The organism is Streptomyces sp. NPDC048484 (assembly GCF_040651415.1).
GTDB lineage: Bacteria > Actinomycetota > Actinomycetes > Streptomycetales > Streptomycetaceae > Streptomyces.
Genome location: NZ_JBEZJY010000024.1, coordinates 1 through 12,802, shown reverse-complemented (window position 1 = coordinate 12,802; position 12,802 = coordinate 1). Strand labels below are relative to the sequence as shown.

At 67.8% G+C, this 12,802-nt stretch carries 10 protein-coding genes and 3 pseudogenes; 11 read left to right on the top strand and 2 right to left on the bottom strand.

All coding sequences use genetic code 11. The annotated features are described in order from the left end of the window. Positions 1–109: 109 nt before the first annotated feature. The 11 genes and pseudogenes from AB0D14_RS24105 (at position 110) to argF (ending at position 11,063) form a co-directional block, all read left to right on the top strand. A complete protein-coding gene (locus AB0D14_RS24105) occupies positions 110–475 on the top strand; it encodes a hypothetical protein (protein ID WP_362782364.1) in 366 nt (121 codons plus the stop codon). 1 nt (position 476) lies between these two features. Continuing rightward, entirely contained in the window at positions 477–707 is a 231-nt protein-coding gene (locus AB0D14_RS24100; protein ID WP_362782361.1) for a helix-turn-helix transcriptional regulator, read from the top strand. Positions 708–1,012: 305 nt separating this feature from the next. Next, positions 1,013–1,486, top strand: coding sequence for a hypothetical protein (locus AB0D14_RS24095; RefSeq protein WP_362782358.1), 474 nt, complete (start codon positions 1,013–1,015; stop codon positions 1,484–1,486). 57 nt (positions 1,487–1,543) lie between these two features. After that, positions 1,544–1,750 (top strand): hypothetical protein, encoded by a 207-nt coding sequence (locus AB0D14_RS24090; protein ID WP_362782356.1) that lies wholly within the window; start codon positions 1,544–1,546, stop codon positions 1,748–1,750. A gap of 21 nt (positions 1,751–1,771) precedes the next feature. Beyond that, positions 1,772–3,661, top strand: a pseudogene (locus tag AB0D14_RS24085) (recombinase family protein); the annotation flags it as partial. A 138-nt stretch (positions 3,662–3,799) separates the two neighbouring features. Continuing rightward, positions 3,800–5,668 (top strand): annotated as a pseudogene (locus tag AB0D14_RS24080) (polynucleotide kinase-phosphatase); the annotation flags it as partial. Positions 5,669–6,938: 1,270 nt separating this feature from the next. Beyond that, positions 6,939–7,136, top strand: coding sequence for a hypothetical protein (locus tag AB0D14_RS24075; protein WP_362782353.1), 198 nt, complete (start codon positions 6,939–6,941; stop codon positions 7,134–7,136). A gap of 3 nt (positions 7,137–7,139) precedes the next feature. Next, positions 7,140–7,919 (top strand): Crp/Fnr family transcriptional regulator, encoded by a 780-nt coding sequence (locus tag AB0D14_RS24070; protein ID WP_362782350.1) that lies wholly within the window; start codon positions 7,140–7,142, stop codon positions 7,917–7,919. A gap of 137 nt (positions 7,920–8,056) precedes the next feature. Further along, positions 8,057–8,572, top strand: a complete 516-nt coding sequence (locus AB0D14_RS24065) for a hypothetical protein (protein WP_362782347.1) — start codon at positions 8,057–8,059, stop codon at positions 8,570–8,572. A gap of 71 nt (positions 8,573–8,643) precedes the next feature. After that, positions 8,644–9,870, top strand: a complete 1,227-nt coding sequence (locus AB0D14_RS24060; protein ID WP_362782344.1) for an arginine deiminase — start codon at positions 8,644–8,646, stop codon at positions 9,868–9,870. Positions 9,871–10,055: 185 nt separating this feature from the next. Further along, positions 10,056–11,063, top strand: a complete 1,008-nt coding sequence (gene argF, locus AB0D14_RS24055; protein WP_362782342.1) for an ornithine carbamoyltransferase — start codon at positions 10,056–10,058, stop codon at positions 11,061–11,063. Positions 11,064–11,104: 41 nt separating this feature from the next. Here the strand turns inward: argF and AB0D14_RS24050 are convergent, their stop codons facing one another. Further along, complete coding sequence (locus tag AB0D14_RS24050; protein ID WP_362782339.1) at positions 11,105–11,554, bottom strand: ATP-binding protein; 450 nt, start codon at positions 11,552–11,554, stop codon at positions 11,105–11,107. A gap of 367 nt (positions 11,555–11,921) precedes the next feature. Then, positions 11,922–12,802 (bottom strand): annotated as a pseudogene (locus AB0D14_RS24045) (hypothetical protein); the annotation flags it as partial.

Here is a 12,802-nt window from a genome sequence, read left to right as displayed (position 1 = left end):
ACGCAAGGAGCTGGCCCAGATCCGCACCACACGAGGCCAACCCTCAACCCTTCGCCGGCCTTACTTCCCGTAATCGATCTCAACACGAGACGTGACAGCAGGAGTCGACATGCAAGCACGCATCATCGAGGCGTCCCGGGAAATGGTCGGCTCGACGCTGATGTACAACCCCGAGGGCATGATGCAGATCGGCGAGGACTTCGCCAACCTGCCCGAGGTGTTCCAGAACCTGGCCAAGTCGATTCAGCACATGACCCGCCAGGTGCAGGAGGGCGACACCCCCATGGACCCCGCGATCGTCGACATGGTCAAGGCGATACACGCGGGAATTCTCAAAATCGCGCACGAGGCCGAAGACCTCAAGCCGATGTTCGAGAACTACCACGCCGACGACATCAAGCGAATTCGCCAGCCTCGCCAAAACGAGCAGTTCTGGGACGTGGCCAACAATCGCGACTATTACGGGAGGGGCTGAAATGCCGACTCTGGTCATCCATCGGTTCGACCCCGCCCGGCTGCGCGGGCTGCGCGTGGCCCGGGGATGGTCCCAGTCCGAGCTTGCCCGCCGGTCCGGCATCGTCCGGCCTGCCATCAGCAACTACGAGGCGGGGAAGCGCGAGCCCACAGACCGCGTGCTGGAGACGCTGGCGACCGCCCTCGACTTCGAGGCCGACGACCTCAGGCAGCAAGTCAAGGTCTCGGTATAACCGCCCTGCCTGTATAAGTGTGGCGCTGTCACGGTCACACCCGGGCACCCCCTCTCACCGGCCACGGGACGCCAGAGAGGGGGTATCCGGCCCTCGTCACGGTTATACCGCTGCAACGCTTATACGGCTGTCACGGGCGGTTATTCATGCCGCCTGAATGAGCCTGGCCAGGCTCGTTTTACCCAGCGTTCTGTGCCTTTTTAGATTCGGCCAAATTTCAGAAATTGTGCGGCGCGCAAATCTCATGATTTGATTTTCTCAGCAATTCCGGAAAGGCCGGAATTCGGGGAATTCGGGAGAACGAAATGGCCGCCAACACCACCGCCGCGAAGACCGTCCAGGCCGAGCCCGTCGCCTGCACCTGCTCGCAGTTCGCCACCGAGGACGGCCGCACCACCGGCTGCGCGGCGGAGACCAAGCGGCTGTTCGCCCCGGGTCACGACGCCAAGCTGAAGTCGTTCCTCATCAAGGCGGGGGCCGAGGGTGTTGAGGTCATCCGGACCGTGGACGGGATCGCCAGCAGCGCCGACGCTGCCACGCACGCCGCCAAGTTCGCGTTCGGCCACATGGTCGCCGCCGGGATCACCCGCGCCGAGGGGAAGGCCGCCGAGAAGGCCGAGCGCGCCGCAGCCCGCGCCGCCCGCAAGGCCGCCCCGAAGACCCCGAAGAAGCTCACCGCCAAGGTCGGCCGCGCCACCTTCACCGGCCACATGGACGGCGACCACTTCGTCTACGAGGTGAAGGGCAAGGAGCGCCGGACCCTCAAGTTCCAGGCCTGACCGACCCGCACCGCCGGGCGGTCGGCACAGGCCGCCCGGCTCCCCTGAGGAGCCCCAATGTTCAAGATCCAGTACCGCAACCCGCAAGGCCGCATGGTCACCGCCCAGTCCTTCGACCGCGCCGAGATCAAGAAGCTCGCCGACAAGGCCCGGCAGGACGTGCCCGACCCCAAGGTCAACGAGCTCCGGGTGCGCGAGATCGCCGCCGACGAGGCGTCCGGCGATTTCATCTGGGCCGAGTGCACCGCCGACTTCAGTCGTTAGACCGAATGAGCCCGGTCGGGGATGCCGCCCCGACCGGGCCGAAGCGCTGAGAGAAAAGAGAGAAACCCAGCTATGACCCAGCAAAGCACGTCCATTGCCCTGGGCGTAATTGAGCGCGTCGCCGGGGGTGGCCAGCTCCGGGCGGTGGCCTATGCCCGCGTCTCGACCGAGGACCAGGCCAAGGGCTACGGCGTCCAGTACTCGACCAAGAAGATCCTGCGACACATCGAGCGCAAAGGCTGGCGGCACGTCGGCACATTCGCTGATGAGGGCATCAGCGGCAGCCTGGAGGCGCACGAGCGCGAAGACCTCAACAAGCTGATGGAGTTGGCGCGCGAGAAGCCCAAGCCCTTCGACATCGTGGTCGTGAACGAGGGCCGCACCATCGGGCGCACCGGTCGCGCGTTCTGGCGGTGGGTCTGGGACCTCCAAGACCTCGGCATTTACGTGGGTGTGGTCGAGGACGACTACGACAACAGCACGGCCGAGGGTCGAAAGAAGATGCGCCGTGACGCCGACTACGCCGAGACCGAGTGGGAGACCATCCGGAGGCGCACCCAAGGCGGGTTGCAGGAGAAGGCCGAAGAGGGTGGTTGGGTCGGCGGTCCGCCTCCGTTCGGCTATGAGATCGAGGACCAGGGCAAGAAGGGTCTGTCCCGGCTGGTCAAGTGCGCGGCTGAGGCCAAGGTGTTGCGCCGTGCCCGCGAGCTGCTGGTGGAGTTCCGCCTGAACATGCGCCAGACCGCCGCGCGCCTGAATGCTGAGGGCCTGTTCACCCGATCCGGCCGACCCTGGTCACATCAGAACCTGCGCAAGCGTCTGATGAGCACGGCCGTCCTTGAGGCGGTGTTCATCTTCCGCAACACCGAGGTGAAGAACGGCCGAGGGCCGAAGGTCGACCAGCAGGGTCAGCCTCTCTATGGCGAGACCGTCCGCACCGCGCTTGACCCCATCTTCACGCCGGAGGAGGTGGCCGACCTCAGCGCGGCTGTCGGTGAACCGAGCGGCAAGCCCAAGGGCCAGGCCGGGGTCTATCCGCTGTCGCGTCGAGTGCATGCCCAGTGCGGCAAGCACTACATCGGAGGTAAGCGCCACAAAGGCCCCGGTCGCTGGTACCGCTGCAAGGGCCGGACGGAGGAATACGCCCACGCGCCGACGTGCGACGACCCGCAGATCCCGGCGGCTGAGCTTGAGGCCGCAGTCTGGGCCGAGGTCGTCAGCCTGCTGGGTGACCCTGACCAGCTCCGGGCGATGGCGGCCGAGTGGGTGGGCATGGCCGACACCGACCAAGACGCGCAGCGCGCTCGGGTGGCCGACCTCAACAAGCAGGTGGCCGACCGTGAGAAGGCCATGACCGAGACCCTGACCACCTACGCCCGGCTGAATGTGCCCGCCTCCACGATTGAGGAGATCGTCAAGACGCTGACCGATGAGTTGGAGCAGCTCAAGGAGATGCGTGACGAGGCGCAGCGTTGGATGGACGAGACCCAGGCAGCCGAGCAGCGCGCCAACGACCTCGCAGCGCTGGCCGAGTTGGCGCGCACCCGGCTCGGCGATATGACCCCGGCGGAGCAGGGCGAGATTCTCGCCCTGCTGGACGTGCGGGTCACGGTCACGGGCCCGATGCCCGAGCGCAAGACCAACAAGGGCTGCACCCTCACCAAGTGGTTCGCCGACTCGGGGCGCCTGGTCCCGCCGCAGCTGACTGATGACGTGTGGGCACTGGTGGAGCCGGTCGTCAAGGCCTGGGAGCCCCCGAACCACCGTCTCATCGACGGCCGTGCGGTGGTCGACGGCATCTTGTTCAAGGCGCGCACCGGATGCGGGTGGCACGGCGTCGAGGTCTCTGGCGACGTCCTATGGAAGACCGTGCATTCCCGGTTCAATCGCTGGCTCCGCGCTGGTGTGTGGGACGAGATCATGAAGGTGATCCCCAACGAGGGCACGCTTCCGGCGGGGATGCCCATGCTGCCGCCGCTCAAGATCGAGGGCCGCGTGGACCCGCGCATCCTGCCTATCCGGCACGAGCAGGGGGGTCCCGAAACTCCTATGGTCGGCTCGGGCGACGCCCTGTGCGTGCCGGGCAACCACGAGAACAAGTACGGCCGCCACCTCAAGGGCCGCAAGGTCCAGCACACCCACGGCCTCGCCGAGACCATCGAGCAGATGGAGGGCGAGAGCGAGGAGTTCAGGCAGCAGGTGCGGGAGTTCGTGGACGGCCTCGTCAGCCACTACGTCCTCGACGGCGGCGGCCTCGTCGTCTGCCACGCGGGGCTGCCCGAGAAGTACCACGGCCGTACGTCGGGACGGGTGCGCTCGCACGCGCTGTACGGCGAGACCACCGGCGAGACCGACGAGTTCGGGCTGCCGGTGCGCTACCCGTGGGCCGAGGACTACCGGGGGCGGGCGGCGGTCGTCTACGGCCACACGCCCGTGCCGGAGGCCACCTGGCTGAACAACACCATCTGCCTGGACACCGGCGCCGTGTTCGGCGGCAAGCTCACCGCGCTGCGCTGGCCGGAGCGCGAACTCGTCGACGTACCGGCCGAGCGGGTCTGGTACGAGCCGGTCAAGCCGCTGGCCTCCGAGGCGCCGGGCGGCCACGAGGGGCGGCCGCTCGACCTCGCGGACGTGCACGGCGCGCGCAGCGAGATGGGGGTCCCCCCGGCCGGAGGCTGGGGGAGGGTCGTCGAGACCCGGCACGCGGGGCGTGTCTCCGTGCGCGGGGAGAACGCGGCCGCGGCCCTGGAGGTCATGAGCCGCTTCGCCGTGGACCCGCGGCTGATGCCGTACCTCCCGCCGACCATGGCGCCCACCGCGACCTCGCAGGTCGAGGGCTACCTCGAACACCCGGCCGAGGCCTTCGCGCAGTACGCGCGGGACGGGGTCGCGCGGGTCGTGTGCGAGGAGAAGCACATGGGATCGCGGGCGGTGGCGCTGGTGTGCCGGGACGCCGCGACCGCGCACGAGCGGTTCGGAGCGTCCGGAGGCTCGGGCGCGCTGTACACCCGTACCGGACGGCCCTTCTTCTCGGCGGCGGCGGACGGTTCCGCCGACGGTGCCTCCCTCACCGAGGAGATCCTCGGACGGGTGCGGGACGCCGTCACGGAGGCCGGCCTGTGGGAGGAGCTGGAGACGGACTGGGTGCTGCTCGACGCCGAGCTGTTGCCCTGGTCGCTGAAGGCGTCCGGACTGCTGCGCTCGCAGTACGCCGCGGTGGGCGCCGCCGCCGGAGCCGTGTTCCCCGGGGCGATCGCAGCCCTCGAAGGAGCCGCGGCACGTGGCGTGGACGTACAGGACCTGCTGACCAAGCAGCGTGAACGGGCCGTCGACGCGGCCTCCTTCACCGACGCGTACCGGCGGTACTGCTGGACCACGTCCGGTCTGGAGGGAGTGCGGCTGGCTCCGTTCCAGCTCCTCGCCACCCAGGGGCGGAGCCTGGCGGGCGTGCCGCACGACGAGCAGCTCGCCCTGATGGACCGGCTGGTGACGGCCGACCCGTCCGGGCTGCTGGGGACCACCCGGCGCCTCTTCGTCGACACGGACGACCCTGCCTCGGTGCAGGCAGGGGTCGACTGGTGGCTGGAGATGACCGGCCGCGGCGGCGAGGGCATGGTCGTCAAGCCCGTGCAGGCGGTGGTGCGCGGCAAGGATGGCCGTCTGGTCCAGCCCGGGATCAAGTGCCGGGGCCGGGAGTACCTGCGGATCATCTACGGGCCGGAGTACACGCGCCCCGAGAACCTCGACCGGCTGCGGGGCCGCTTCCTGAACCACAAGCGCTCGCTCGCCCTCCGTGAGTACGCCCTGGGCCTGGAGGCCCTGGACCGGCTCGCGGACGGTGAGCCGCTGTGGAGGGTGCACGAGGCGGTGTTCGGGGTGCTGGCACTGGAGTCGGAGCCGGTGGATCCGCGGCTGTAGAGATTCGCCCTCAGGTGCGCCGAATGTCCATCGACTGCCTGTAGCTACACAAAGTAGTCGTTTATGTGTGGTGCGTGTTCGGCGATTACGGAGGGTTGGAGATTCTCGGGCTTCCAACTCCTCCGTAGTGGTGCGCATTTGACGGTTCGCCACCGGTTCGCCGGTGGTTCGTCAAGGGCTCGCCGGCGATGCGCCAGGGGCTCGCGAGCAATGGCCCCGCGTGTCCGCCTCGCGTGGTCGTGAGCATGGCTGTATTACTTAGTCGACATACCGGGATAGTGCGTGCGTGGGATGCGCTGATCATTTCTCTCGGGGTGTTTTCAATCATTGCTGATTGCTGTGTCACGGAATTGATTGTGCGGCTTGTCTCGGATTCTGCAATCCGGGGTTTATCGTGGCGGGGGAGAATGTAAGTGACTTCGATTTATGCACTTTAGCGGTCACTTTACACCGGGCTGCGACTCGGTGAGTTGCCGGGCGTGTCGGGAAGGTCACCCTGTGCCGAGCAGTCGGCGTCGGTCACGTTGGTGATCGTTAATCACTTTTGATGCTCCAGTTTGGAAGATGCGCGAAATGGGTCGGGCGACGAAACGTTTCTACACGGCCAAAAGGTGCATAAGGTTCCACGAGGCGGGGTGCCTTGCGATCATGTTCCGGCCGTCCGGGTGCGAGAGCGCAAACCCCCAGGATGAGGGTCGGACACCCCTCGGTTTCGGGAGGCAGTGACCTGGTCGCAGTCTGTGGTGTTAACTGGATACCGGTCTGAACCTTGGTGGGTCCAGGCCCTTTCCGGGAGGCTCCGGGGGTGGTGCCCCGGGGCCTCCTGTATTTTCCGGGCGTTCATGCCCGCGCCCTCCGGTGCTCGTCTGCTCGAACGTGCCCTGTGGTTCGTGCATTTATATTCAGTGAATCAGGCGTTGATTTCCGTCTTGAATTCCTGCCGATGGAAGATGTTCTTCTTCGTTCTTCCTGATTGGAATTACATCCGTGCCGCCGGACGTGGATGTGCTGACACGAAACCCCTCTGTCCAGGGGTTCCCATTGGCTGCCTGTCGGGCCCGGCGGGAAAATCTGCGGTCGCGGATGCGTGACTGGCAATTTTCTCATGAGGGGAGGTAGCGTTATCCGCCTAACGTCATCGCCCAGCATCCGGCCACCAACCGGGGACCACGCGGGGGAGAGGGCGTCTGGACCCACCAACCCGTGTGCGCCCGACCCTGGCGGGCGCACACGGATCCCTGTCACCGACGAGAACAGGACCCTCAGACCGATGTGCACCGCCGTCTCCGATGGCGTCACCGTGCCGCGTTCCGACTCCCAGGATCACGGCATCCTGACGCACTGTCACGCTCACACTCCGTTGCGGACGTACACCCTCGTGCCCGAGGCCGTGCCCAAGGCCGTGCCTGAGGCCGAGGCCGAGGTCGAGGTCGAGGTCGAGGTCGAGGTCGGCGGGAGGGAGAAGTAGCCGATGCCCCCCAAGGTCGACGCGTTCCGGACCGCCGACGTCCTGCAGGGCCGGCAGCGGATGCCCAAGGGAAGCTTCCTGGGCCACCTGTCGTCCGAGACCTGGAAGCTGCTTGTGAATGCGTGGGGTTCGGACGCCCGCGTCTACGAACGTGACGAGGTCCTGCCGACGGGCCCGGACCGCCAGTACGTCCACATCGTCCTCGGGGGATGCGTCCGCCAGGACCGCTTCCCCTTCGGGGACGATGACGGATCGCCCACGATCACGAGGTTCCGAGGCGTCGGCCAGGTGCTGGGTGAGGCCAAGCTCATCGAACCGCGTTCCCACGTCCTGACCACGTGCCTGACCACGACCTGGGTCATGCCGTGCTTCGTGCCGCGTATGCACGCCTTCTTCCGGAAGGCCCCCGACGTACAACTGGCCCTGCTGCGCAGCCTGGAGGACCGCAACCGCAGCGACGAGATCATCTACACCATGGCCGCTCGCACCCCCCTCCGGCGGGTCGCCGGGCTGCTCGCTCATCTCGCTGAAGGCGCGGAGGCCACCGAGGCCACCGAGGCGACCGAGGCGCCTGGCAACGCACCGGGCGCCTCCCTGGGCGCCCGCGTCACCATCGCGGGCCCGAGCCAGAAGGACATGGCGGCGGCTCTGCTCCTCGGCCTCTCCACGGTCGAGAACGCGGTGCGCGACCTGCGCAACAGCGGTGTGCTCGACAACAAGTACCGGCAGTTCGTGGTGAGCGATCTCGCCGCCCTCCACGGCATCGCGGCGGCGGTCCCGTAAACCGTCGGCGCCCCGTCACCCGTCACCCGAGAACCGCCACTCGTCACCCGAGAACCGCCACCCGAGACCCACCGACCACGAACGTTCGAGCACCGCATCGCGCGGGTGCTCGCGTTTTTGCGAACGGATGCCCCTTCATGATGCTCAGCTCCATCACCCTGGCCCTCGGCGCCGGCGCGGACTCTGCGCTGGGCGTACTGACGGGCGTCGTCGGGACCCTCGTCGCTGTCCTTCTCCTGCGCCACCACAAGGCGGTGTTCCGGTGGATGAGGGACAGGCGCAAGGCCGACGACAACGCGAAGGACCTCGACGACGCCACCCTCTACCTCAGGCAATTGTTCGAGAAGCTGTGCGAGTACGCCCAGAAGCCCCTGCGGGCACCTGACGTGGCCCCGCTGTGCACACTGCGCAACCTCATCAAGGGCACCGCCGGGAAGACGGAGGCGATCCGCACCGAGCTCCTGGCCGTCGTCGCGGGCTTCGACGCCTACCTCGCCACGGCGCTGGCTCCGGTGGGCGCCACATCGAGGGTGACACTCGCCGAGCACACCGCGCAGCTGGAGACCGCGATGAAGCAGGAGCTCGTGCGCATCGAGCTGGAGCGCGCCGTCAGCGCCGCGGAACAGAGGATCAGCGCTCTGCGCAAGGGCTGAGTGCGGGCAGGCGGGGGACACGAGCGGGGAATAGGAGGGTGAACACCCGTCCGGATGGTCAGGATGGAGTCATGGGACTCCACGTCGACTCCGAGGCCGGGCGGCTCCGCCGCGTCATCCTGCACCGGCCGGATCTAGAGCTCAAAAGGCTCACACCCAGCAACAAGGACGCCCTGCTCTTCGACGACGTGTTGTGGGTGCGCAGAGCGCGCGCCGAGCACGACGGCTTCGCGGACGTCCTGCGCGACCGCGGAGTCACCGTCCACCTCTTCGGTGACCTGCTGACCGAGGCCCTGGCCATCCCGGAGGCCCGGTCGCTCGTACTGGACAGGGTCTTCGACGAGAAGGAGTACGGACCGCTCGCCACCGGCCACCTGCGGGCCGCCTTCGAGACCCTGCCGGCGGGCGATCTGGCCGAGGCGCTGGTCGGCGGGATGACCAAGCGGGAGTTCCTGGAGGCACACCTTGAGCCGACATCCGTGCGCTTTCACGTCATGGACCTCGACGACTTCCTGCTCGGGCCGCTGCCCAACCACCTCTTCACCCGCGACACCTCCGCCTGGATATACGACGGTGTCTCCATCAACGCCATGCGCTGGCCCGCGCGCAGACGCGAGACCGTGCACTTCGAGGCGATCTACCGGCACCATCCGCTGTTCCGCGAAGAGACGTTCCATGTGTGGTCCGAGGGACAGGCCGACTACCCGTCCACCATCGAGGGCGGTGACGTACTCGTCATCGGCAACGGCGCCGTGCTCATCGGCATGAGTGAGCGGACGACCCCCCAGGCGGTGGAGATGCTCGCGCACAAGCTCTTCGCCACCGGCTCGGCGCAGACGATCGTGGCGCTCGACATGCCCAAGAAGCGGGCCCTCATGCACCTCGACACGGTGATGACGATGGTCGACGGCGACACCTTCACCCAGTACGCGGGCCTCGGCGTGCTCCGTTCGTACACCATCGAACCGGGCGTCGGGGACAAGGAGCTGAAAGTCACCGATCACCCGCCGGAGCACATGCACCGTGCGATCGCCGCCGCGATCGGGCTGGACCGGATCCGCGTGCTGACCGCCACCCAGGACGTCCACGCCGCGGAGCGCGAACAGTGGGACGACGGCTGCAACGTCCTCGCGGTGGAGCCGGGTGTCGTCGTCGCGTACGAGCGGAACCAGACCACGAACACACACCTGCGCAAGCAGGGCATCGAGGTCATCGAGATCCCGGGCAGCGAGTTGGGGCGGGGGCGGGGCGGCCCGCGCTGTATGAGCTGCCCGGTCCAGCGGGATCCCGTGGGCTGACAGTGATGATGGGTGATGGTGACACCGGATGGCGACGTGACACCGGATGGCGATGGTGGCACCAGAGGGCGCCAGGGGGCGCCGGATGACGCCTGATGGTGCGGGATGAGACCGGGCCGTATAGAAATGTGGCTCATCGTATAGAATTCCAAGAGTCCCTGTTTACGTAACCCTGGAGCGCCCCCATGGCGACAGTCCCGTACGCCCTCGCCGGCCGACACTTTCTGAAGGAGCTGGACTTCACGCCGGAGGAGTTCCGCGGCCTGATCGGGCTCGCCGCCGAGCTGAAGGCGGCGAAGAAGGCCGGGACGGAGACCCAGCACCTGCGGGGCCGGAACATCGCGCTGGTCTTCGAGAAGACGTCGACGCGCACACGCTGCGCCTTCGAAGTCGCGGCGGCCGACCAGGGCGCGTCGACCACGTACCTCGACCCGTCCGGCTCGCAGATAGGACACAAGGAGTCCGTGAAGGACACCGCGCGGGTGCTCGGCCGGATGTTCCACGCGATCCAGTACCGGGGGGACAGCCAGGAGGGCGTCGAGGAGCTGGCGGCCCACGCCGGGGTGCCCGTCTACAACGGCCTGACCGATGCCTGGCACCCGACGCAGATGCTGGCCGACATCCTCACGATGGTCGAGCACTGCGACAAGCCGCTGAACGAGATCGCCTTCGCCTACCTGGGCGACGCCCGCCTCAACATGGGCAACTCGTACCTGGTCACCGGCGCGCTGCTCGGTATGGACGTACGGATCGTCGCGCCCAAGGACTACTGGCCGGCCGAGGAGGTCGTGGCGCAGGCGCGCGAGCTGGCCGAGCGCAGCGGGGCGCGGGTCACGCTCACCGAGGAGGTCGCCGAGGGTGTCCTGGGGGCCGACTTCGTCGCCACGGACGTGTGGGTGTCCATGGGGGAGCCCAAGGAGGTCTGGGACGAGCGCATCGTCGCCCTCGGCCCGTACGCCGTGACGATGGACGTCCTGCGGGCCACCGGCAACGCCGACGTCAAGTTTCTGCACTGTCTGCCCGCCTTCCACGACCTGGGCACCAAGGTCGGCCGCGAGATCCACGAGCGGCACGGCCTGGACTCCCTGGAGGTCACCGACGAGGTCTTCGAGTCGGCTCACTCGGTCGTCTTCGACGAGGCGGAGAACCGGCTGCACACGATCAAGGCGGTACTGGTGGCGACGCTGGCCTGAGCGCCGTCACGCCGACCTGAGCCCCGCTACGCCATGTGTCGCTACGAAGCCTGCCGCTGGTGCGGCACCACCGGCAGCCTGAACCAGACCGCCTTCCCGGACGCCGTCGGCCGGTGCCCGCACGACTGGCTGAGGGTGCGGATCAGCAGCAGCCCGCGGCCATGCTCCTGCCAGGGGTCGGGCTCCCACGACGGGCTGGGGGCCGTGAGATCGCTCGGCGGGGCCGGGTCGCGGTCGTGCACCTCGACCTGGCATCCGGTGGGCAGCAGTTCCACGACCAGCTCTATGGGCGCGTCGCCCGTCGTGTGCTCCACGGCATTGGCCACCAGCTCGGCGGTGAGCAGCTCCGCTGTGTCGCAGTCGGTGTGCTCGATCTCCGCGAGCGCGCTACGCACCAGGGCGCGGGCTACCGGCACGGCCGCGACAGAGTGCGGCAGGGCGATGCGCCATGAGGCTGGTGCGTGTGGTTCGTGCAAGGCGGATCCGTTCATGGAGCAGGATGTCCTGCTTTCAACTTTAGGAATGGTACGTCGCAACCGGACAGAGTCGCTCGGCGGGCTCTTTTCGGGACGTTCGGCCCGGTCCCGGGCTGCCTACCCAGTTGAACGGTCCGGCTCCCCCGGACCACTCCCGTCGTTACCGGGCTATCGACGAGTCGTGACTCGGTGACCGGCCCCATGAACCTCATGTTCACGGCTCCCACGGCTCCCATGACTCCCACGGTTGTGGCTCGTATGACTCCCATGGCTCCGACAGCACGAGGTGACACCGACCGCACGAGGCCGGGCACCTTGTCGCTCGGTGCCCGGCCTCGTGCGGTCCTGCCTGATCGATGTCCGATCGGGGAGACGGCCTCGCTCAGACCAGGGAGACGGCCTCGGTGAGGTCGACCATGCCCGCCGTCAGCGTCGCCCCGTCCGCCAGGTCGACCAGGATGAACGCGCCGGTGCGACGGCAGTGCGCGTAGTCGTCGAGCGCGAGCGGTTCGGCCGTGCGCAGGGTGATCCGGCCCAGGTCGTTCGCGGTCAGTCCGGCCTCTCCTTGTTCCCCTTCCCCTTCGGTTCCCTCCTCCCCTCCCGGCTGCGCCTGGCTGGGAGGGGCGCCGGTGATCGGGTCCTTCACGATCGTCTCCACGACCGCCTTTACCGTGCGGGTCGTGTGCCTGACCAGGACACGGTCGCCGACGCGCAGCGGGCGGTCGGCCAGATGACAGACGGCGGCACGAACGTTCCGGGTGAGCGAGGGCGCGTCCGCCCCACTGGTGATCATGTCGCCGCGCGAGACATCCAGCTGGTCTGCCAGGCGCAGGGTCATCGACTGCGGCGCGTACGCCTCCCGCGTCTCCTTGCCGAGTACGTCGATGCCTTCGATCGCGGACGTCCTGCCGGAGGGATGGATGGCCACCCGGTCGCCCACACGCAGCAAGCCGGAGGCCAACTGGCCCGCGTAGTGACGGGCCTCGCCGTGCCGGATCACGTACTGGACGGGGAAGCGCGCGGGTTCGCCCGACGGATCGCCACCGACCGGGACGGATTCCAGGTGCTCAAGCAGCGCCGGGCCCTCGTACCAGTCCATGTTCGCGGAACGGTCCACCACGTTGTCCCCGGCCAGGGCCGACACGGGGATCGGTGTGAAGCCCGGCAGGCCCAGTTCGGAGGCGTATGCCGTGAACTCCTCGGCGATCGCGGCGAAGACGGGTTCCTGGTAGTCGACGAGGTCCATTTTGTTGACGGCGAGTA

What these genes read in the sequence shown, in the direction of transcription:
- AB0D14_RS24070 (WP_362782350.1), top strand. Translation starts at nt 7,140, where the DNA reads ATGCCCCCCAAGGTCGACGCGTTCCGGACCGCCGACGTCCTGCAGGGC.
- AB0D14_RS24095 (WP_362782358.1), top strand. Translation starts at nt 1,013, where the DNA reads ATGGCCGCCAACACCACCGCCGCGAAGACCGTCCAGGCCGAGCCCGTC.
- AB0D14_RS24075 (WP_362782353.1), top strand. Translation starts at nt 6,939, where the DNA reads ATGTGCACCGCCGTCTCCGATGGCGTCACCGTGCCGCGTTCCGACTCC.
- AB0D14_RS24065 (WP_362782347.1), top strand. Translation starts at nt 8,057, where the DNA reads ATGATGCTCAGCTCCATCACCCTGGCCCTCGGCGCCGGCGCGGACTCT.
- AB0D14_RS24050 (WP_362782339.1), bottom strand. Translation starts at nt 11,554, where the DNA reads ATGAACGGATCCGCCTTGCACGAACCACACGCACCAGCCTCATGGCGC.
- AB0D14_RS24090 (WP_362782356.1), top strand. Translation starts at nt 1,544, where the DNA reads ATGTTCAAGATCCAGTACCGCAACCCGCAAGGCCGCATGGTCACCGCC.
- AB0D14_RS24060 (WP_362782344.1), top strand. Translation starts at nt 8,644, where the DNA reads ATGGGACTCCACGTCGACTCCGAGGCCGGGCGGCTCCGCCGCGTCATC.
- AB0D14_RS24100 (WP_362782361.1), top strand. Translation starts at nt 477, where the DNA reads ATGCCGACTCTGGTCATCCATCGGTTCGACCCCGCCCGGCTGCGCGGG.
- argF (WP_362782342.1), top strand. Translation starts at nt 10,056, where the DNA reads ATGGCGACAGTCCCGTACGCCCTCGCCGGCCGACACTTTCTGAAGGAG.
- AB0D14_RS24105 (WP_362782364.1), top strand. Translation starts at nt 110, where the DNA reads ATGCAAGCACGCATCATCGAGGCGTCCCGGGAAATGGTCGGCTCGACG.